A 22,801-nucleotide genomic window follows, 5' to 3' on the forward strand; every position below is an offset into this window, starting at 1 on the left:
AAGACGGTCACTTTTTTAAAAAATATCAAAAAAGATTAAAAGTGCTAATGAAATGCTTGTACGTTCCAGAATATACCCCCGAACAAACTTATTAGACTTCACAATATGTTCCCGAACTGTGTTTACAGAAAGCCCTAAACGTTCAGCAATTTCACTGTTTTTCAGAAATTCCTCCTTGCTTAAGGTATAGATTTCCAATCTAGATTTTGGAAGCTTAGAGATAGCCTCCTTATATAATTTTTCAAGATCACGATAAGCGATAGACTCTTCGTTGGAATTGTCCTCCGCTTCCACCCCTAACTGTTTCAACTCCGAATACTGATGCCTCACCTGTCTTTTCCTCAATTCATCAAAGACCAGATTGCGGGTGATACTGTACAAATAAGACTGGAAGTTTCGCTCTATGTCGAGCTGCTCCCATTTCGTCCATATTTTAGAAAATGCCTCCTGTACAATATCAAATGCGAGATCTTCATCCCTAAAGTGCATATAAGCATACCTATACACTTTATCTTTATAGGTAAGATAAAAGTCTTTAAAATCAAGGATGGTCCCTTTTTCAACTAACATAAGATATGTGTACTTGTATTCTTGATACGATCTGCGCCCCCTTTTGTTCAAGTTAGGCTTTTACGGTACAAAAAAAAGCAACTCTCTTTACGTAAAAATGAATTAAAAGTAAATCTAATGTTAAATCGTATACGCTTAAATATTTACACCATTGTTTTCCCCTGATCCAGTCGTGAATCCGCGCCATACGCCTCCAAGCGATGATCTTGTTATTTTTCACTACTATTTCAGATTCTGTGTTCCTCAAAAAATGATTGTAAGCCGATAAAACGAACATTTTTCACTATTTTAGAATAGTCTTAGCGATTAATATTTGAGACTGAAAAATTCGTTCGTTGCATGAAAAGCTATAAAAATACGCTACTTCTTATTCAGTTGATCGGGCTCCTTATTTTCATGGGGTTTCCACTGATTTTTTTTGAGAACGATCCCACACGCGATGTACTCGTCTTGTTTCTCTCCTACAAATACTGGATCTTCTGTATCGTTTTTGTGCTTCTTTACTTCCTACAAACCAAACTGGTTATCCCACGTTTGCTTTTGCAAAAGAAATTCTTCCGTTATATCGCCTTCACCAGCTTGTTATTTGCCGTGTTTCAGTTTTGCAAACCCTTTGAGCGGCTTATTTTAAATACATTTCGCGGCGGAGAAGCACCTTCAGCCTTTCATCCCGGCGGCCCTCCACCGTTGGGAAATCGGCCGGGAACAGCACCTGACCGCGGGCCTTCCCTTGCAAAGGGTCCTTCTGGCGGATTCTTCCATGGGCGTTTTGATGTCACTGCAGGTTATCTCTTTATTATCGTCAGCACTTTCAGCCTCCTGCAAGTCCTCGTCGTCCATTGGTTTATTTCCGAACGCAAACGAGCTGACCTAGAGCGGGAAAACGCGCTCGTCAATCTGGAGCTCTTGAAAGCACAAGTACATCCCCATTTCCTCTTCAACACACTGAATAACATCTACAGTTTGGCGATTTCAAATTCCGCATCCACCGTCGATAGTATTGTCAAGCTTTCCAACCTCCTGCGTTATTTTATGGAAGAATTGCCCGATGCCAAAGTATCGATTGAAAAAGAAATCGCCTTCGTGCAAGATTTTATAGCGTTGCAAAGGCTCCGCTTATCTGCCAATTGCGAAGTAACGGAAACCTATGATGTCGGCGGATGCAGCACGAAGATCTATCCTTCACTATTGATGCCCTTTATCGAAAATGCTTTCAAATATGGCATCAGTAAAAAAGAACCGGCCCCCATTCACATCAGCCTGCGCTGCCAAGAAAACAAGCTCCATTTCCAAACCGTAAACAAGGTTTTCAAATCGCCAAATACGGTGGGCTATGGCATCGGTTTAAAAAATGTAAGCAAACGGCTCAATCTGCTCTATCCAGAAAGCCATCAGCTTGCTATTCGCGAAGAAAATCACTATTTTACTGTCAATCTTGTAATCGAACTGCATGCAAACAATTAAGTGTATCGCCGTCGACGATGAGCCACTGGCGCTAGACATCATAAAAAATTTTTCCCTACGCGTAGAAGGGCTTGAATTGCTCCATACCTTCGATGATGCGACAAAGGTCGATGCATACGTGCAGGGACATGCTGTCGATGTCATGTTCCTGGATATAGACATGCCCGACATCGACGGTATCAGTCTAGCAAAACAACTGACTGATACCTATGTAATTTTTACCACCGCGTATAAAGATTATGCGGTAGAAAGTTATGATCTTGATGCTGTAGACTTTCTGTTGAAGCCTTTTACCTTTGAACGCTTTGAGACTGCGGTGGGGAAAGTACGGCAGAAATTAATGTCATCTGCCCCTCGCGATGGTCAATATCTTACGGTGTATTCCGGCTACCGACTGACTAAAATACGTTTTTCAGAAATCGAGTATCTGGAAAGCATCTCCGATTACGTCCGCATACATCTTCTTGATGGCAGTGCGATCAACACCCTATCCACGTTAAAAAGTATACAGGATAAATTATCTTCCGCACATTTCCTCAAAGTACATCGCAGCTATATCGTGGCAACAAACGTGATCCGAAGTTTCAAAAACAAAGAACTTAGTTTACGTACCACCGCTATACCCGTTGGCCCAAGTTATATACAAGCCGTAAAGGATTACCTGCGTCTTCTCACCTAAAAAAAGTATATCCCTTACAAACGGCGAGGTCAATTGAATCCATCACGAGAACAAAAAAGCAGTTATTTTAAAGTAAAAAAGTCGGTCTAAGATCACCTAGCCGACTTTCAAAAAGATATATATTGTATTTAATTTCCACCGTAATCCGTTAACTTATCGCGCCATACCGAATGCGGATGGGACACATTAAACACCACACCACCTTGGCCAGCCCACTCAATCCAAACCGAAGGACCATCGATACGGATATAATCTCCTCGCGTATTAAGGGCGGTTGTTCCCGAATAAGCGATATAAGTATTATCCAGCTCACTCTCGTACTTCGCCAAAATAGACTCCGATCCTGCCACATCGTTTACATAAGTTTTAATCGCTGTCAGCACCAATTCCTTTTGAGCCGTTGTTAAGTTACTGCATTTTATCCCCGAGTACGTGCTTGGGAAATTATCGTCCTGTTGTGGTCCAGCAACAAGATCGCTTACAGTGGGACTTAATTTAGCCGTAGCCAACTCACTTGTTGACAAGCTACTTAAAATATTTATGAATGCCGTCTGTTCCTGTGTCAACGGAATATTCGTTACACCGTTATAGGTAAAAGAAGCAAGCGGCTCTACCCCTCTAAATGAAGGCGTCGCACCAACCAACACGCCATCGGTGTATGTATTTGAGATTGCAAGATGGTGACCACCAAATTGGATTTCGAATGTACCCGTTGTTGCCGGTGTACCTAAAAAAGCCAAATAGTAATTAGCCGAACCGTAGCCACCATTTGCATTTAAGCTTGCAAGGTAGTTATCGGCATTTAAAATCTGCTCCAATTCACTGTAGCCCTCATTCTCGTCTGTTCCCGTGATCTCTTTCAGTAAAGCCTTTGCATACTGGATCTGTTCCGTAGACATAGAACCGAAGTTCAGGCCAACGCGTTTATAGGCGCTTGACACCAAAGCCTGCGGAAAATTAGACCATTTTATGGCATTAGCCTTCGAATAGCTCAATTGTACCGTTGCCAATTGGGTTGTACTCAGCTGGGCTTTAAACGCATCCGCAAGACATATTACCTTTGCAATACCGGTCGAAGTTGAACAGCCTGTAACTTCAATAGCCTCGGCAGCAGTATCGGTTTCTGAAACAGCAGTACTATCGACATCGTCTTTCGAGCAGCCCGAAAGCACAATACTAAAGGACAAAGCCAACTGAAGCAATCTACTGTAGCTGATCTGCAAATAATTATTCATTTGTGTTTTCAATCGTGAACCTTTCATAAACAATAATTTTTTCGTAAAAAAACGAGTTACTTTCAGAAACACAAAGTAGTATCGGCGTATACAGCGGATGTATCGGCAAATAGGTGTATTTTGATCTCAGCAGTAGGGCTTGCGCTCGCGTTTCTATAGCATCAGCTATCAATAAACCTGGCCGAAATAATTAAATTAGAAACGGTCATCCAACCCGATGAAAACTATATACCTACCAAGCTATCAACCAAAAATCGCTCTTTTTCTTAGGTGTGCGTTGTAATCTTCTTGGTTGTTTCTTGTGTATAGGCAGGGTATAGCTTGTATTATCCTTGGGTCATCCTTGGGTTGCGCTTGGGGTGTTCTTAGGTATTTCTTGCTCCGTTCTTGGTTCATCCTTAGGTTGCGCTTGGGTTGCGCTTAGGTCGTTCTTAGGTGTTTCTTGCTCCGTTCTTGGGTCATCCTTGGGGTGCGCTTAGGTCATTCTTAGGTGTTTCTTGCTCCGTTCTTAGGTCATCCTTGGGGTGCGCTTAGGTCATCTTAGGTGTTTCTTGCTCCGTTCTTAGGTCATCCTTGGGTTGTGCTTAGGTCGTTCTTAGGTGTTTCTTGCTCCATTCTTGGGTCATCCTTGGGGTGCTTCTACTATCTTTTATCGTAAATTCTTAAACGAAACAAACTCGCTTCGCTCAGACAGTGTTTCGTTCTTAACAGAATTTCCTGATCAAAGATTTCCGTAGAAAGAACCAAGGCCATTCCTAAAAAGATCGCTTTGCAATTATTTCCTCACGCGAGCTCTGAAAAGGCGATATTTGCACTGTTTTTTTTTCCTTCACAACTTTACAAATTCACGACTTTACAACTTTACGAATCAACGACTTCACGAATTTGCAAAAAATGTAATCTCGTAACTCTTTCATCACTTTGTAACTTATACCAATCAACGACTTTACCAGCAATTATGACCGGATATTTTTACCGGTATTTCTGCCTTACATAACAAACATAGAAAATAGGTCAATAAAAAAAACAGTGTTTACAGCGACTTGTCGGATAGTTGGCGGACGTGTGCTTACATCTTGTCGGATACTGTCGGATAGATAACCTTTCTTCGGATCTTGTTATAACAAACACCCTATCATCATCGCTAATTGTTCGGCCGCTGAAGTACATTTATGATACTCCCGTTATACTGTTTGGTTACTTCAGTAAAGAAATAGTATAACGACAGTAAGAAAAAAGTAAAGCGGCGACCGAAGAAAGGGCGAAGTTGGTCCGAAGAAAGTCAGAACAAAGGTAGAACAAAGGCAAAAGAATATGCCCTGCTCACGTTTATCGATGCAGTAAGCCCCAAACAGAAAAGACCGTTCGCGCACATTTTATCCTGTCTGCGCCGGATTCGCGCACGATTCGCGCCGATTTTGCCTATCCACGCTTTTTTTCGTCGAGATGAGGAGTCCTGATCTATATTGACGACAATCAATGTACAGGTTTAAAAAACACATTGAAATATCTGATTGATCAAACCATTAGAGGCTGTCAGAAAGCAATGACTTTAAACTGAGAATTCTAATTATGAAATGTCCATGATTGCACACTGAATGTATTGAGTTCATTGATTCCATTAGAATTAAATACGATCAATAAACACAAATGAAAATGATCCGGAAATTCCATATGGCCATTAAGAAAAGATAATTTACATATGAAAAACTATTTCAGCAAAGAAAAGGCTTTTAAGATCTTGTTGACCTATTGGTCAGCGCATGAGGAGATACAGGTAGAGCACGGCGTCTGGCTGAAAGCCAATAGCAAGGCCATGCAGGTGAAAAAAGGCCAGTTGCTTTACAGGGCGGGAGAAAAACAACAGAACATCTACTTTGTCTGCGAAGGACTATTGGCCAAACAACAGTTGGAATACAGAACCGGGAAAAGATCTCTAAAGACAGTGGCAAGGCCGCTTCAGGCACTTTTTACCACCAACCACAGCAAGAGCTCCACTCCGACAGACGTAGACATTATCGCACTACGCAATAGTACAGTCATTCAAATTCCCTATAAAAATGTCCAATTGGCTCGCTATGAAGATAAGGGAATTGAAAATTTGGTTGACCTCCTGTTCAACAAGAAAAAGAGACAGATCGACAAGCTGCTCGATATCCACCGGATAAGCGATAACGCAGAACGGTATCGCAATTTCAGAAATAACTTTCCAGACCTTTTTAGACTGTTGACACAAAAAGAACAATCGGAACTACTTGCAATCTCCTTAAGAACGATTCAACGCATTAAAAGATCCTTATAGGTCAAAATTACCCCAAATTAACGCCATATAGTGACGCTTTTTAGGGGAAAAATGCTTGCTACATTTGAAATGTAAGATTTACAGCAACATGCAATAAAAAAAGCAATGAAAACAGGAATAAGACATATCGCCCTTTACAGTATACGGATCTTCCTGATGGTATTCTGGCTGTATGTCGCTATCGATAAACTTTTCGCACTCGATAGCTTTAAGCTTGTCCTGCTAAGCCAGCCACTTCCCGACTGGTCAGCAGGCCTGCTCTACTGGTCACTGCCTCTGTTCGAATCAGCTATCGCCCTGTTGTTTATTTTTCCGGAACGTAAATTTCGTAAAGGTACCGTAACTATGCACAGCATCCCTTACCTCCTCTCAGCAGGACTGCTTCTGATCTTCAGTATCTATATCGCTCTGGGACTTTTAGGATACTACGCCGAGCGCCCCTGTGGCTGTGCATCGGTGTTCAGCAACTTATCATGGACGTGGCATCTGGCTATGAATCTCTTACTTGCAGCAATTTCGCTCTTAGGGGCCTATCTCACAAAAGGTAAGAAAAAGGAGAACCGCCCACGCCCTTATAAAAAGCCAAAATCCCTGTTCAGGGCCTTTTTCATCATACGGTCGCTCTGCCTGTTTGCGATTGCATCTGTGCGTTATCGGAGATTTCCAAGGAGATTCGCCCTATTCCCGGGCAGGCCGGTAGAGAAAAATAATCCGTTTACCGTATACACGTAAAGATCGGGCCGTTCGAAACGTCCCGTTCCGGTCATAACCATAAGCTACAGGTTCCGGAGAAAATACGGAAGGGGCTAACATCGGTACGCCTCGCGGAAAAGAGTACCGATATATCGCTAACCACTAATTTTTTCAATTATGAAAACATTAAAATCGTATACCATGGCCATAGTGGCTGCGGTAGCTGTATTAGGTTTTTCTGCTTTTGGTCTATCAAAAAACAGTACACGTCTTGTCGACAACTGGTATTACACAGATGCGAGCGGCTATCTACAGCCATTGGCAAATGTACCATCGGGAGACTGTAACCCTGAATTAACTTCGGGAACAGAGTGTGCCGTGCAGACACATAACCCAATATCATCACCGACGCTGCGTTCTGCTCTGACACCAAGTCAGATAAAAGATCAGGCTTTCAGTGACGAGGATTGATCAGTCCCTGTTTAAGATCATTCCTTTACACGGAGACCTGGTCACGCTCTAAAAGAAAGCCCCCATAGCCGGGGGCTTTCACCGATCAATACCTTACATTCTGCTCATATCCTCCCAGAACCACAGCATTATCGGGAATCGGAAACACATAATTTGGGCTGTTAGGTTCGAGCACATAAAGCTCACCGCCAATATTGCGGTACAGTGTCTTACGGCGTCCGTCTTCCTTGTTCAGCCTCTTCAGATCATTCCAGCGCATACCCCGGAAGACCATTTCCTTTCTCCGCTCCCCCAGAATAAAATCCAGCAATCCATCATCTGCAGGCAGCAGCGAAACAGGATCCGTAGAGCCAAGGTACCGGGCCTCCATCAATCTCAGTATATATAATCTGGCCTGGTCCATCTTCCCCATACGGGCGTACCCCTCTGCAATATTAAGATAAATCTCGGGCACACTCAGTCCGATAAAAAATGCCGATGTGCCGCCATACGATCCCTTGAAAGTGGTATTTGTCCCATTTTTCCTGAAAAAGGCAGTTTTTCGAAGATCATCACTGTGATAGGCCGATAAAAGAAGCGTATCAATCTGCAAACGAGTCTGGGTAAGCGGCGTTGTAGAGGCCATCACATCCAGGAATAATACCTCATCATTGTATTTGTTGAACGGAAAATTATCCGATATGCCCACCGAGTTGTAATCCATCAGTTTATCGTAAGCATCAAGCACCGTCTCCCCATATTCAACGCTTCGCCCGTAGTCCCCCATCAAGAGGTAGATCCGCGAGAGCAGCGCACACACCGAAAGTTTCGAAGGCCTGGTCTTTGCAACGATCCCCGTATCATCCCCGAACATCGAATCTGCAGCGAGCAGATCTTCGGTTATCTTTGTATAACTGTCCGAGAGACGGCCCCGTGCCACCGTTTCATCCACCAGGGCAGAGAGTTTCAGCGGTATGCCCGGCAGCTCTCCGGCCGTATCATTTTCGTACTGGCCACAGAACTGTGTTACCAGAAGATAAAAAGCATAACTTCTGTGGAACAGGGCACACGCTTTTACATAGTCGTATTCATTACGCTCTGTCCCGCTCACCTGCAGATCTTCCAGTCCGTCCAGCACCACGTTTGCCACAAGCACACGGCTGTAACCGCAGTTCCAATCGTAGCTCTGATCACCCTGAAAGATATCTCCCGACCACACATAGGCGTTCTTATACGTCAGGTTCGACAGTGCCGTCCAGCGGCCGGCATCGATAAAGTAATCATCGGTGGACATTTCGCTCAGCGTATAGCCGGCACCGCTGTTCATCAGCGTTTCATAATCGAGCATGGCTAAAAAATCCTTCAGCTGCGTGGGAACAACCATCGCCCTGTCCTTCTTTAAACCGAGAAAATCCTTCGTGCATCCATTAAGCAGCAGAAAGCACAGCATCCATACAAATCTTTTCATCTTATTACAGGTTTAGGTTCATTGATATATTTAGGGAACGGGAAGGGCGGTATTGCGCCGATGGGTAATCGGGATCGATCAGCGTACCCTTGGATTTCCAGAGTATCCCGATGTTCGAGAGCACGAGGTTCAGACGCAGACGGCGTGCAGTCCCGGCCCTCCGGCCGCCCCATTCGAAATCATAGAACAGCTGGACATCGTTCAGCCTTATGTGGCTGCCATTGGCCACCAGAATATCCGAATATCTGTAGACATTGTCCATCATCGTATTGGGGCTCTCCGGTATTGCAGGGATATGTGTATGTTTTTCGTCTCCCGCCGACTGCCATCTGTCCTGATAATCCACATGGCCCAGAAGATTATTGTAGAGCTGCGTATAGTCGATACTGCTCTGTCTTACCTTGTACGCCGCTTTCCAGGAGATATTGAAACTCATTCCACAGTTCTTCGAGGGCAGCGCTATCGAAGAACTGTAACTGCCGGTGAAAAGCGGGATCGAAGATCCCATCACCTTCAGGTCTGCGTGTGTAAGACCGTTAAAATATGATGCGTAGTCACGGCTTTCGTTTCCATCGATATATACGATAGGAAAACCATCTTCCGCACCCAGCCCGTTCCATGGGAGCGCATAGACAACATCCCGCGAATACCCCTCCATCGGTGTCGGCGAGAAGCTGTCGAGATAGGGAAGCACAGAAACCGGTGGATTTGAGTTATATGCCGTGATACGGTTGACCGCGTAGCTGAAAATAAAGTTGCCCTCCCACCCCACTGCAGAGACATTCCTGCGCAGATTGATGTTCATATCCATCCCGTATGTCTTCAGGCCCGCATAATTGATCAGATGGTCCATGTAGGCTCCTCCATAGGAAGAGATCCCCGAGGTCGGATCCAGTAAAGGCTCACCGATCAGGTCTACGTTGTTCTTCACATAACCGTCCAGGCTACCGCGCAGAAACCCCCAGAGGTCAAAATCAAATCCGAGGTTCGTGATCCTGGTCTTTTCCCACCTCAGATCCGCATTGCCGGGATTTGTCAGTGCAGCTGTGGTCAATCCAAGTTCGCTGTTCACACCATAGGTTACCGTGGGCACGGCCGAGGCCGACTTATTGATATTGCCGCTTACCCCGTACGTAAAACGGGCTGCAAGGTTCCGGTTCGCATCTTGGACAAGGGCATACTTTATCCCCGCGGACCACAGCGGTACACCTTTACGGTTGAAGTCAACCCCAAAAAGATTCGATGCATCCCAACGGGCACTACCGGAAATATCGAGCCGTCCCAACATCCTGTAATTGGCATTGAGGTAATAGGAAATGAATCTGTCCGTTATTTCGGCAAGGCTGTTCGGCAGCTGTTCGATACGGTACTGGTAGCCGTAGGGCCTGGTAGGGTAAAAGTTCATATAATCCGCGGACTGGTTTGCCGAAAGATAGTCGTATTCGAGCCCGATCAGACGGCTGCCCGGTTCGCTGCGGTACCGCGATTCCCTGATCTCCATGCCGCCCAGGGCAGTAAGCAGGCCTCGCTTACCGATGGCACGGTCCAGCACAAGCTGCGCCCTTCCCGTATGGCTCCGGGTCAGGGTCCCGAAATTTTCCAGAATATCACCCTCCGGAAAGATCTTTGTTCCGTCGTCCTGTGTAAACCTGTTGACAAGATCCCTTACATAATAGGAATTACGGTCCAGGAAACGCGTCCTGAGCCCCAGATAATCCTGAAAGTTATAGGAAAGTCCAAATTTAAGGCCTTCAAGGATCCGGTAGTCCAGTCCCGCCGTCAGATTAAGGTTACGTGCCGAAGTACGGTCATCATTGATCTCCACTTCCTCCAACGGATAATAACGCCAGTCAAGCAGCCCCTCTTCCATCAGCGATTCGACATATGAGGTACGGTATGCGGGCTTTGCGGCCTGGTAATCGCCTGCGGTTCCAAGGGTCGAATAAGGGTAAAAAATATTGCTCCCGGCCGCGGTATGCGAATATAACCCTATCCCGTTGTTTATTTTCGTCTCCCTTCCCATGATCAGGTTCACATCCGCCGATAGGGACCCGTTCAAACGGAAATGGTTGTTACTGTAGAAAGACAGAGACTGCCCGCTGTCACCGGTCAGTTCACCGAGGTTTTTCCTGTAGGATAGTGCATTGGAGAATCTATAGCCTCCCGCTGTACCTCCCTCGAAACGCAGATGCTGCTGGTGCACCGAACTCTGGCGGTAGAGCCTGTCACCTGCTTCCCTGCGGATATCGTTCACTGACAGTCCGTAAAGTTCCCTTTCCAGTACCTCAGCGGTGATATGGCCGTTTTTCTCTGCGAACAACAGTTCAGCTACCGGCGATAGCGGACTGATCGGATCCTCCACGGTATAACCGTTTGCAAATGCACGCTTTTCAAAATCGATCAGTCCGGCAGCATCCATGAACCTTCTGTTATAAAAAAGATCCGGCCTGCCCGAAAGGGAATAGGTCGACCGGAAGTTAAACCGGAGACCTCTCTGCTCACCGCCTTTTTTCAGCGTGATAACAATCACCCCGTTTCCGGCCCTGGCACCCCATATGGAAGCTGCCGCACCGTCTTTGAGAAAAACGATGTTGTCCACCTCGTCGGGGTTTAGATCATCCAGTTCACCGTCATAGGGAAAACCGTTTACAATGATCAGCGGCTCTGTCGAGGACAGGATCGTACCGAGCCCACGGACGCGGAGTGCAGGGGCCTGCTCAGCTGTTTCGACGCCCGCGTTGCGCCGGTCAAAGACAAGGCCGTCGACCGTCCCTTCCATCCTATCCAGCAGTGATACCGCATTGTTCCGCTGCAGTACCGTATTCGATAGCACGGAATAGGAACCCGTGCTCCTTTCTTTCGGAAGGGTTATATAACCCGAATTGATTGCAACCTCTTCGATCTCCCGGATGCTGTCCTGTAATACGACCGTCTGGTGGACGCCTCCTTTTGGTAGATGGACAACCAGGGAACGGAATCCCACGCCCGAAAAACGCACTTTGCCCTCAGACGGCCCCGTAAAACTGAAGCCCCCTTCTTTATCCGTTTTTAAACGCTCTCCTGTTGGATAGAGCTCCAGATTGATACCCGCCAAGGGACGACGGGACGCATCCAATACCGTTCCGCTATATTTCTCCTGCGCGATGCTGAAAAGGCAGACGCTGAACATAAAAAAAGATAGCACAAGACATCTAATCATTGTCCACTCCTTCCCCGACGGCATTACGGATATGGGCAAACGATAGATCGGATTCATATTCCACGTCCTCTCCGTCCAGCAGTGCCGTCAGCTCGGCCTCCCGGTATCCTTTGTTCTTTGGGACAGCAAAAAACTTACCGTCCCTGATAAATACCACGGCACCCAGCTGGAATTCCCTGAAAAAATAGGCATTAAGTAACCTGTGGACCTCTCCTACGATGGCCGTGGAACGCCAGCCTCTGTTTTTGATAAAAGGAAGTGCGCGGTCTTCGAAATCGACATATACGGTAAGGTACGCGATTTCACCGGCAGCGCGGTGCTCCATAACCGACTCCCATCTGCTCACTGTACGGATGCAGGGCGAACAGTACACCGTCCAGAAATCAAGCACAATTAATTTCGTTTGGCTATACTCACGCAACGTGACGGTACTGCGTCCCCCGCTGTGATTTACAACCCTAAGGGGCATGTCCCAAAGGCTCTCGGGAATACTATCCCCAAGGTATAAAGGGCGGATTACTGAGGTATTACGGGCGAGATAAAAAACAGATCGTCCGTTACTTAACATGCCATTTTCAAAGGACAGCTCGAGTGGATCGTACTGATCAAAGCTTATGATAAGATTACCCTTCGACTTCGGCGTTGAGATCTCGAAAATACCCTCCTTATCTGTAAATATCCAGGAGGAAAGCCCGTCGATACGGATCCTGGCCCCCTCTATCGGCAGATCTGTTGCCGCAGATCGTACCGCAGCTTTAAGTATGGTTGTCTGACCTCCTGAAAACCCATCGGCCCCGCTGTCCCTGCGGGGCTCCTGAGCAGTCAACTGATTACTAAACAACAAAACGAAACATACCCCGAAGCTGAACAGCGTCCTGCTACGGTTATTCTTTGATTTAAATATTAGTTTTAAAAGAAACTCTTTCAAAAGAGCATAGCTCTCCCCTTTGCGTAATTTTCGCATTCTTATAGCTATTAGATAGAGGCTAAAAAGCCTCTAGGTTAAAGAAAAATTGATTGCTTCCGAATGCCCTCTACTGGTCTTCATAATATAAGAGTTAATACTTTTCACTGGCCATTCACGGAAATGAAAATAAAAACCGACCTCCAATTATTGACAAACAACAATAATATAATTCGTATCGCTTGGAAGACGCAAAAAAGTTTGCTAATTTTAAAGTGCTTAAAAAATAAAAAGAACCAAACCGATCTACGGCCTATGTCCGCAGCGATGCACACATTCGTCAATTGTATAAAATAAAGAGGTCGGTACGGACATCAAGGAATAGTCTGGGAAATATTGTTCTCCCGACTTCGGAGGGATCTATAGTATAAAGCACCTAAGGGCGTCTCTATCTATTGAGCCAAGCTAAAACAAAAAAATCTTATTCCGATAACAGGAAGGATTTTTTTGAAAAGGCAGACTCCTCTCCTCTTTGTCCGAAGGCCATTTTATTCCGGCGAACAAGGTACGTTCTTATAAAGTTGTTTACGGGAATACCCCGACAATCGATCTTTGATCGGCTGCTGATGTTGGAAAGCGTGTGTTCTGTTCGTTCTCATAATGATATTTTTGGTTTATGTGAACGAGCCCTATAAATAACGAAGGGTGAAACCTTACGTTTAATCATTCTTCTCACTAAAGCAAAGCCCTAGGTCAGACCTAAGAAAAATTCGTAGGCGGCACCTGAAAATGATCGCACAGTAAGGCTCACCCCCACGCTATTATTATTTACAAATATAATAATATCTGTAGGAAATGAGCATAACCTTACCGTCCCATCCCAGGTGCCAATTGAGAAGTCAGAGACTCGTTGTTTAATCAGACAATGTCCAATTACTGCTCAAACTATATGATATAGCAAAACTAAATCATATACAAATATATGAAAGTTGATTTTTAAAATCAACAATAAAAATAAAATAATTTATGTCTATATATAAAATCAATCGTATATCCGAAGTTTTAGAGGAAAAAGGAGTTAAAAACAATGAACTTGTTGAACATTTAAAGGTAAAAAAGGAAACAGTCTCCAGATGGGCAAATAATAAACAACAACCAACTCTAAATACTCTAAATGATATTGCCAGATTTTTAGACGTAGATATAAGGAGTTTACTAAATGAGAGCGAATGGATGAGATATAAATAGCTTATGATAATGTATTTTTATTTCATAGGGTAAATTTTTATCAAAAAAAAAATTAAAAAATGAATATAAAAGTTATATTTTTCAAGCGAACTCATTTGAATTTAAAGGGCAACAACTAAAGTAATCGTTTGGTATTTGTGAAATCACATGATTTTACAATGCTAATTGATAATTTAACAATACTGGGGCTATAAACCCATTTAAAATTATTAGAATTTTGATTATGGAATTAGATAATCTATTAGAATCGGTTATTAGCGGAAATTGTACGCTTTTTACAGGTGCTGGGTTTTCTTTTGGCGCAAAGAATATACATGGGAATTTGCTGGCATCCGCAGCATCTTTAACGGAAAAGTTATATTTAGAGTGTGGAGTTATAGAGAATGATTACGATTTGAAAAATGCTTCACAGTTTTATATAGAAGAATTTGGCGAACATCAACTGATAGAATTTTTAAGAAATAACTTCTTTATATCTGAAGTAAGTAATTCCCATTTATCAGTAGCTAGTTTACCTTGGAAAAGGGTCTATACAACCAATTACGATAATGTTTTAGAATTAGCATATTCAAAATCTGGCAAACTATTATCCTCTATTGTCTTAGGAGATAAAATTGATCAATATCGGGACAAAAGGACATACGCTATTCATCTAAATGGATACATAGATAAATTGATACCTTCATCACTTTATAAAGATTTTAAATTAACAGATGTCAGCTATCTGACTACTGATTTCATAAATAGTCAATGGGTTGATTTATTTAGAAGCGATATTGAAACCTCTAAAGTTGTAGTATTTATCGGTTTTTCTTTGAATAGTGATCTAGATTTATCAAGAATAATTCTTGCTAAAGCAAAAAAAGATAAAATTGCTTTTATAGTGAAAGAAAACGAATCTAAACTACTAACACAGAAATTAAGTAGATTTGGAAATGTATTTGAGATCGGGATAGATGGCTTTGCCCAAATGTTAGAAATGAAAAAGACCACTTTTTCTCCTTCAGAAAATGATGACATAATTTACAGATCTTTCTCAAAATTTGAAATTAACAGTAGCCCTGTTAAGATAAAAGATACTGATGTATTTGATCTACTTTTTAAAGGAAATTTTAACTCTAACCTTATACACTATTCAATAACAAACTCATCTGATTTTGTTTACTATATTAAAAGAAAGGAGATAGAAGAAGTAGCTAAATATATTGAACAAGGAGGCAAAAATATATTAATACACTCCGATTTGGGAAATGGAAAAACTCTTTTTCTAGAAGGATTATCTGATACTTTAGTAAATATGCATTATGAGGTATTTACCTTTGTAAAATATTATGATCAGACCGACTTAGAAATAGAGCAAATTTGTAGAAAATCAAAAAAGGCAGCAATAATAGTTGAAAAATACAGTGATAATCTACAATTACTAAAAACTATTGCATTATTTAGAACATCAGATATAGTTTTAATAGTAAGCGATAGATCAACAATAAACGATACAGTTTACGTTGCATTGGAGCAATCTATATTTAGCAATGTATATCTTACAAAAAACCTAAATAATCTTTCACTTAGTGAAATTGAAGAACTTACAAAGTTATTAAACAAATATGGTCTGTGGGGAAAATATGCTTCCAATGATGTTGAAAAAAGAAAAGTAATTGTAGATAAGTGCAAAAGCTCATTTAGATTATTACTTCTCTATTTATTGGATTCTCCTGACATAAAAAAAAGATTTAATGATATTTTATTATTTATTGAAAGCGCAAATGAATCATATTTTGATGCAGCTCTTCTAATCTTAGCAAGTACTGTCTTCGATTTCAAAATAGATGTAGATAATTTGGTTTACATTTTGGATGATGAACTTTTAAACAACCCGTCCTTTAATAATAACGATTACCTAAAAGAATTTGTAAATTTCGGAAATTTACAAATTAATGTAAGATCTTCAATACTAGCGTTATCATTATTATCTCAAGCACAATACCATAAAAAATTAATATCGCTATTAATCAAAGTTTTCTTGAAACTTGATAAAAGAAGCATTGACAAAAATAATTATCAAATTTTAAAAAGCTTAGTATCGTTTTCAAGACTCCAAAGTATTTTCAATTTACATGAGAATAATCATTTTAGAAGTGTCGTCTTAAATTTTTATGAAGAAATCAAAGGAACACGTTTTGCTATAAAAAATCCTTTTTTTTGGCTTCAATATGCAATAGCTAGATTGTCTGCAAGAGAATATTTAATTGCTGACAAATATTTTAACACTGCCTACAGCTACGCCAATAAAAATCCTGACTTCGACACATTTCAAATAGACAACCATTACGCACGACATGTACTAGAAAATGAAATTTATAATGGCACGGAAGATACGTGTATGGAACAATTTATTAAAGCTCACAATTTATTATCAGTAAAGTCAAGCCTAATTGAAAACCGTCATTATCCGATTAGAGTTGCCATTAATTATGGCAAATTTTATGACAGATATTTTAATATTCTATCAGTTCAAGATCAAAGAGTGTTCATTATTTCTTGCGAAGAGATAATGCAAAAAATCATAGAGTATAAACTTTCTGTTGAGCGTGAAAGATGGAATAAAGCAATTTATAACTGTGAAAGAGAACTAACAAGGATTTTAGAAAAGCACCAGAATTCTATGTAGAATAGTAGCCTTACCGAAACGGCAAGGCTTCAATTCAATGTTTGAGAAACGGGAAGGCTTCAAAAATAGGTAAGTCTACCTCTACACTTAACAAGTAGTTGTTAAGTGTAGATATATTAATTGCTTACTTAGACTCTTTCAAAAAACATCTTTTCAAAATCATTGGGTAATTCAATGCATTTTTTAATACCATTCACACGGAAATTTCTTATAGCACCTTCTCTGAGCAAGCAGTTAGATCGAAGAGTTCTCCTTGATTCTCCAATGTTTTCCTCATCCGATCTAGGAAAATCCTGAACGTAAATAATTCGTTCGGTATAATTGTTTTGTTGATCAATATAACTTATGTAATACCATTTCCCTTTAAATATTTCGACGTTTTCTTCACTGAAAAATGCCTGAATTTGAATTAAGCTTCCTAAATCATGTCCATTTTTAAGAATTTCATCAAAATTCACAATCGATTCTACAGGAAAACTTTCAGGGTATGCCACCGACTTTTTGGAAAATTTATTCGATGTGTTGTAAACATAATAGTAATGTTTAAAAGTGACTGATTTCAAATAGACTGGATAAGCTTTATAATATAGATTCACATTCGATTCTAATTGCTTACGGCTTTGTAATGGTAAAAGATAAGTTTTCCTTGACTCGTATAAAACTTGAATATCATTAAAAGTGACCAGTTTCAAGCATTCTAACGGAACAATGTCGTCACTAATTTTACCAGACTCATTATTCAACCATTTGATCTTTGCTTGCAACGCTTGTTTTTGCGAAGAGATTTTGCCAGTCTTTTCATTGTGCTTAATATAATCATCCTCAAATTTTAGATCCATTATTGTACCTACAGGAGGTAAATAATCTAATAAAGTACTATCTTTCATTTTTGAACGACCATCTACGATGTCTTGAAATGTCTTCTGCTTACCTAGCTCCAAATCAACTGTCTGTAAAACAACCTCTTTACCAATTAATTCCTTTTTCCACTCATTTATATTTGGAGAATTAACTCCAAAATTTGTCTTATTAATCTCGCGAATAAACTTTAATTCTTCACCCTTAAACCATAATTTTTCAAATTTTCCCTCTGATGTAGAATAGAACAGGCATTTGTAATGATTCGAATCCTTTAGTCCGGTTAGAGTATCATGGGTAGATTTATTTAAAACCTCAAATACGATCATTAGCGGAGGCGTAAATTTGGCATATGCTCCAATCTTGGGTTCTGTGTAAGAAATTTGATACGGATGGCTTTTCAACGTCACAATATCGTTGAGCTTCAGTGCTTCTCTCGTTTTTTTAGGTTTAATAATAGATAGATAGTTTTTACTAATCTCTTTTTCGTGCTCATTCATAAATAAATTATTAATTGTTGTTGCAATTTAGTAAATTTGAAAGGCTTAGTCAATGGGATAAACAGCAGTTTACAATTAGGCAGGATTATAGAACCTACATGGTTTTACTGTTACTTAGAAAGTAACAGGCTAGATTTTACAAACACTGTTTGCATTCCACTCTCGGAGGCTCACAGATGTACTATCTAAACAGAAGCTTATTAACGCTCCCAAAGCATCAGCTTGAAGGAGACAGGTGATGGTTATCGCTATCATTCTAATCAAAGTTACAAAGTATTTCTTGTATTTATCGCTATTACAATGACTCAGTTATTGGGTCCTGATCCGCACCGTCAGGTGGTATGTAAACGATACGCATTATTGATAGCCCATTGCTAAGCCAATTTTAGATTATGAAAAGAAAACCAGACTGGCTAAAGAGCAAAGGCTATATGCACATCACGCCTTCATTGAGTGTACATACTAATTGGGAGGATTATTACCGTAAGGTAACCTGTCCAAAGTACGTGGCCAGGTACGCCTTTTTCCCATTAATACATCGTATCTTAGCAGACAGAAAGTATAAAAAAGCTGATCCAAAGAAACACCACATAAAAGAATCTAAGCCAAGAGGACATAGCCATAAGCGAAAAGATGGAACCGGAACTGACAAGTCTGTAAAGAACAGACCCCTCCACTACTCTAGCCATTTTGATTCGCTCATATATTCGTACTACGCGCACCTATTAGGAACAGCTTACGAAGGGAAACTGCAACAGGATGAAGAACTGGATAAGGCCGTACTCGCATACAGATCTATTCCTATTAGCCAAACTGACCGTAGTGGCAAGAGTAATATTCACTTTGCCCATGAAGTATTTGGAGAGATTAATAATCGGGTAGAATCGCAAGGTGACGTGGGCGTCTTAGCAATTGACTTAAAAAGCTTCTTCTCTACCCTTCACCATGAGACATTATACAACATCTGGGCATATGCAATAGATAAAGAAGACCTACCTCCTGATCACTATAATGTATTTAAATCTTGCACCAATTTTAGCTATGTATTATACGATGATCTAAAAAAGAAGGGAAAAAAGTATTTTGACGAATCTAAATTGGCAAAGATAAGGCGGAAAAAAGGGTATAAGTGTTTCTTCGAATCCAACGAGGATTTTAGGCGCGCGATTAAAGAGGGACGGCTACCTATTTACAAGAATCCATTTCGTGGAGATCGAGATGAGAATGGTAAGAATGAAATGATTGGCATACCGCAAGGGTTACCAGTGAGTGCAATTCTAGCCAATCTTTATCTAATCGAGTTTGACCGTACTATAATTAACGAGATCTCTCGGAAACTCGGCGCTCACTATCGCAGGTATTCTGACGATATACTTATCCTCTGTAAACCTGAAGAAATGGATTATGTTGACGAGTTTGTCAATAAACTGATCTTAAAATTCAAGGTAAAAATCAGTAAAGAAAAGACGGAACGTTTTATTTTTAAAAAGACTGTGTTTAACAAAAATAGAGATGAAAGGATTACGTCTATTAAAATCGTTGGTGAAAAAGAAGTCGTCGACTGTCCACTGAATTATCTAGGGTTTGAATTTAGAGGTTATAATACGCTTATTAAATCGACTAACATCGCAAAATACTACCGTCGTGTTATAGAGATTGTAAAGCGACGCTCACGTCGTGCTGTACGTCTATCTGCGCACAATCCAACCATACCTAGGGCTGTATACCTTAACCAGGTAAAGAAGCTATATAACTCACCATTAAAACATGCTAACAAGGCAGAGAATAAACAAGTGTTTCGTAGACGTTATTCACTCATAATAAATGATCGTGGTGATTTTATGTTTGATCACAGGGATGTAGAAGTAAAACAACATTCAAATTATCTCTCTTATATCAAGCGTTGCAAAAGACAGTTTGAGACAAACTCATTCTCGCGCCAACTTAAAAAGAAAAGACAAATCATAGGGCAGGCCATAAATAAACACTTGGTGAATAAGAATTGGTAATGTCTTAATTTATAAATAAAGTGGTATGAGCAAAATTCTTTCAAAGTGGTATGTTTCGTTGGTGATCGCTCCAGTACTTATTACCTATCTTACGAATCATTTTTCACTCCCTTTATTGCTTAGTGATTGGAAATTGTCTATTATATTTTCTTTAATAATCATCATCATAATATTGGCAATCGAACTAAAAATACAGCGAGACGACAATAAATCTAATGAGATCATAAAAAAGTCAGATACAGAAACCATTTTCAGGTTATTAGGCTTTCTTAACCTGAAAATGGTTCAGGAGGAGGTGTTATGCAATGACTCATGGAATGGATACCCTCATGAAGCAATCTGGAGTATAATAGCGTATCAACATGAGAGTAGACTATTGGAGAATAAGCTAATAGACAGGAATCTAGAAGTACTCTTTGGTAACTTCAACGATAAACTGAAGGCGTTTACGGATTTTTCCTCGGTTCACATGCATGGATCGCCCCATCCAGATTTTCTTATTCCTTTTAAGGATCCTGAGTACAGAGATAAAGGCTGGGAAGATTCTAAGAAAATAGATAAATTGGCTCAAGACGTTTACGAAGAACTAGAGATTTTAATTGGATACTTAAAAAGAAAGGGATACTGGGAATGAAAGTAAAATATGAAATTAGACATCATAATTTTTTTAAAGTACATGCGCCTATCAAGTACTACGACATGGAAGACCCAAAGGATGCTACCGAGCTACTCATGGAAGAGTCCGCATTGTTATATGGAGCAGAGACAACTCCAAACTTTACAAGTTCAAATCCCTTAAATGATAAGTTTTCAATAATACTGTTTCCCTCACTAGTATATGCCGCACGTTATTTCTGTTCTTCAGAAAATGAAATATATCAATATGTAAATAGAGTAATTGATAGAGAATTCGTATCCTTTTTGGAACACTTCGATCCTCTGTATAAATGTACAGGATTCATAGACTACCATATGCTGTTATATACAGGAAAGAAATCAGACTATATAAAGCATATAAAATATCAAATCATACCTCTGATACGTGCTAAGAAATCGAATTCCGAAAAAAATGTTGATTATGATAATCTTGAATCTATTGTTACAGACTGGGTACAGGAAAAGTCAAGCATCAACCTCCAGCCCCGCAATGAAGATCTATTGAACGCCTTTATCAATGTCTGTTTAACTTTCTTAGATAACGTCCCTTTGTACAGGAAATTTAAAGATGAAAACAAATACAACACCGTTATTTCGGCATTAATAAATCAACGGCTTAGCAATAAAAGTTGGACGGCTAAAGATCAAAGTTTAGGTGGTAGTTCTATTACTGAAAGTGAAGCTAACAGAGCTGGATTAGCATTTCGCGATATCATTATCAGCGATAACTTAAACAATAATATATCAGCGATAGAATGCTTCCGTTTATATTCTATTCCAAAACAACAAAACATAGACTCTTGTATCAGCTCACATCTAACAAAGATGTTTGCAAATGAACCTTTGGGTCTATCTCCTCTTTTCGTAATTGTGTATTGCGAGACTAAATCTTTTACCAAAAGTTGGAACAAGTATCTTAACTATTACAGAAGCATTGACTTTGGAAAATATAAATCAAAATCAATCCAAGATATTTCAGGTCATCAATATGAAGCAGTGAATCTCAAAACAGCTAAAGCCGTACACAACAGAGAAAAAACTGAAATTATTGTATATCATCTGTTCATTAATATGTATCCTTAATTGAATAGAAGTTTTTAATAAAACATTTCTCTTTATACGACTATGTAGAATTCAATTTTTCAGCGTTAATAATGGCACTACTTCTAGCTATAAACTAACTTCTACACCTTCCAACAGACCATGCAGTTTAATAAAAAACATGAGTATATATTTCTTTAACGATAAAATTAAAATACTATGAAAATTGAGCAAATCGTTACATCTTTCGAAACTTCCAAATTATTAAACAAAGTAATCCCAGGGAAGAAATCTCTATTTAGCTACTTTAAAAATGAATCCGGTAGATTATTTGTAGGAGAAACAACTCTAAAAATAGACTCCCAATTCGAATGCTACAGCTATACTTTTTCTGAACTTCTAAACTTACTTCCTGGAACTTTAGAAGTAACTGAAGAGACTTATAGCGCGTCCATAAGAAGTTATGAAAAAATCGTATTCCCTGAAGGTCGTGACTATTCATTTGCGCGCTTAGAGCTACTTAAAGTAGACGAAGACCCCAATGCCATAGAATATGTAGTTAGCTATACCTATGAAGGTAAAGTTATAGCATTTAGTCAAAATCAAAAAGGACAATATAACAACCTTATTAGATTTGGAACAACAGAGACCGAAGCTATGGCAGCTATGCTCTTAGCCTTAACTGAAGAAGAAATTTTCATATTCAAATTGTGACTAAACTTATAAATCTCTTTATTAAAATATAGAGTTCCGTTTTTAACCAAACTCTTTTTGAAAGAGAGCTATTCAAATAATCTATAGTTGAAAGACTGAAATAATAGATAAATTCTATATTATCGGGGAGGCAATAAAT

17 protein-coding genes are annotated in these 22,801 nt (G+C 40.3%); 11 read left to right on the top strand and 6 right to left on the bottom strand.

Annotation, left to right across the window (positions count from 1 at the left end; genetic code table 11):
• Positions 1-15: 15 nt before the first annotated feature.
• Positions 16-570, bottom strand: a complete 555-nt coding sequence (locus ACSZOX_RS10990) for an RNA polymerase sigma-70 factor (RefSeq protein ID WP_437920004.1) — start codon at positions 568-570, stop codon at positions 16-18.
• A 339-nt stretch (positions 571-909) separates the two neighbouring features.
• Here ACSZOX_RS10990 and ACSZOX_RS10995 point away from each other — a divergent pair, with 339 nt between their 5' ends.
• Positions 910-2,034, top strand: coding sequence for a sensor histidine kinase (locus ACSZOX_RS10995; RefSeq protein ID WP_437920005.1), 1,125 nt, complete (start codon positions 910-912; stop codon positions 2,032-2,034).
• Positions 2,021-2,713: a LytR/AlgR family response regulator transcription factor gene (locus ACSZOX_RS11000; RefSeq protein ID WP_437920006.1), complete on the top strand. Its 693-nt coding sequence runs from the start codon at positions 2,021-2,023 to the stop codon at positions 2,711-2,713. The genes ACSZOX_RS10995 and ACSZOX_RS11000 overlap by 14 nt, the downstream gene beginning before the upstream one ends.
• A gap of 128 nt (positions 2,714-2,841) precedes the next feature.
• On the opposite strand, the gene ACSZOX_RS11005 is transcribed toward ACSZOX_RS11000, so the two are convergent.
• Complete coding sequence (locus ACSZOX_RS11005; RefSeq protein WP_437920007.1) at positions 2,842-3,975, bottom strand: DUF3500 domain-containing protein; 1,134 nt, start codon at positions 3,973-3,975, stop codon at positions 2,842-2,844.
• Positions 3,976-5,650: 1,675 nt separating this feature from the next.
• Between ACSZOX_RS11005 and ACSZOX_RS11010 the strand changes: the two genes are divergently transcribed.
• From ACSZOX_RS11010 to ACSZOX_RS11020, 3 genes are all read left to right on the top strand, one after another.
• The gene (locus ACSZOX_RS11010; RefSeq protein ID WP_437920008.1) at positions 5,651-6,250 is read left to right on the top strand and encodes a Crp/Fnr family transcriptional regulator; all 600 of its coding nucleotides are present in this window, start codon (positions 5,651-5,653) and stop codon (positions 6,248-6,250) included.
• A gap of 105 nt (positions 6,251-6,355) precedes the next feature.
• Entirely contained in the window at positions 6,356-6,982 is a 627-nt protein-coding gene (locus ACSZOX_RS11015) for a MauE/DoxX family redox-associated membrane protein (protein WP_437920009.1), read from the top strand.
• A 138-nt stretch (positions 6,983-7,120) separates the two neighbouring features.
• The gene (locus ACSZOX_RS11020) at positions 7,121-7,414 is read left to right on the top strand and encodes a hypothetical protein (RefSeq protein WP_437920010.1); all 294 of its coding nucleotides are present in this window, start codon (positions 7,121-7,123) and stop codon (positions 7,412-7,414) included.
• Between the two features lie 85 nt (positions 7,415-7,499).
• Here ACSZOX_RS11020 and ACSZOX_RS11025 read toward each other — a convergent pair whose 3' ends face one another.
• From ACSZOX_RS11025 to ACSZOX_RS11035, 3 genes are read right to left on the bottom strand one after another with little or no spacing between them, the layout of a single operon-like run.
• Entirely contained in the window at positions 7,500-8,861 is a 1,362-nt protein-coding gene (locus tag ACSZOX_RS11025; RefSeq protein ID WP_437920011.1) for a RagB/SusD family nutrient uptake outer membrane protein, read from the bottom strand.
• A 4-nt stretch (positions 8,862-8,865) separates the two neighbouring features.
• A complete protein-coding gene (locus ACSZOX_RS11030; protein ID WP_437920012.1) occupies positions 8,866-12,117 on the bottom strand; it encodes a TonB-dependent receptor plug domain-containing protein in 3,252 nt (1,083 codons plus the stop codon).
• Positions 12,053-13,024 (bottom strand): hypothetical protein, encoded by a 972-nt coding sequence (locus tag ACSZOX_RS11035; RefSeq protein WP_437920013.1) that lies wholly within the window; start codon positions 13,022-13,024, stop codon positions 12,053-12,055. The genes ACSZOX_RS11030 and ACSZOX_RS11035 overlap by 65 nt, the downstream gene beginning before the upstream one ends.
• A gap of 966 nt (positions 13,025-13,990) precedes the next feature.
• Here ACSZOX_RS11035 and ACSZOX_RS11040 point away from each other — a divergent pair.
• Positions 13,991-14,212, top strand: a complete 222-nt coding sequence (locus ACSZOX_RS11040; protein WP_437920014.1) for a helix-turn-helix transcriptional regulator — start codon at positions 13,991-13,993, stop codon at positions 14,210-14,212.
• A gap of 223 nt (positions 14,213-14,435) precedes the next feature.
• Positions 14,436-16,883, top strand: a complete 2,448-nt coding sequence (locus ACSZOX_RS11045) for an SIR2 family protein (protein ID WP_437920015.1) — start codon at positions 14,436-14,438, stop codon at positions 16,881-16,883.
• A 128-nt stretch (positions 16,884-17,011) separates the two neighbouring features.
• Here the strand turns inward: ACSZOX_RS11045 and ACSZOX_RS11050 are convergent, their stop codons facing one another.
• Complete coding sequence (locus tag ACSZOX_RS11050; protein WP_437920016.1) at positions 17,012-18,241, bottom strand: hypothetical protein; 1,230 nt, start codon at positions 18,239-18,241, stop codon at positions 17,012-17,014.
• A 392-nt stretch (positions 18,242-18,633) separates the two neighbouring features.
• Between ACSZOX_RS11050 and ACSZOX_RS11055 the strand changes: the two genes are divergently transcribed.
• The 4 genes from ACSZOX_RS11055 (at position 18,634) to ACSZOX_RS11070 (ending at position 22,662) form a co-directional block, all read left to right on the top strand.
• Complete coding sequence (locus ACSZOX_RS11055) at positions 18,634-20,250, top strand: reverse transcriptase domain-containing protein (protein WP_437920017.1); 1,617 nt, start codon at positions 18,634-18,636, stop codon at positions 20,248-20,250.
• A gap of 25 nt (positions 20,251-20,275) precedes the next feature.
• Positions 20,276-20,884, top strand: a complete 609-nt coding sequence (locus tag ACSZOX_RS11060; RefSeq protein ID WP_437920018.1) for a hypothetical protein — start codon at positions 20,276-20,278, stop codon at positions 20,882-20,884.
• Positions 20,885-20,949: 65 nt separating this feature from the next.
• Positions 20,950-21,990 (top strand): hypothetical protein, encoded by a 1,041-nt coding sequence (locus tag ACSZOX_RS11065; protein WP_437920019.1) that lies wholly within the window; start codon positions 20,950-20,952, stop codon positions 21,988-21,990.
• A gap of 177 nt (positions 21,991-22,167) precedes the next feature.
• Complete coding sequence (locus ACSZOX_RS11070; RefSeq protein ID WP_437920020.1) at positions 22,168-22,662, top strand: hypothetical protein; 495 nt, start codon at positions 22,168-22,170, stop codon at positions 22,660-22,662.
• Positions 22,663-22,801 lie beyond the last annotated feature (139 nt).

This window comes from Sphingobacterium sp. LRF_L2, from assembly GCF_965644235.1.
GTDB lineage: Bacteria > Bacteroidota > Bacteroidia > Sphingobacteriales > Sphingobacteriaceae > Sphingobacterium.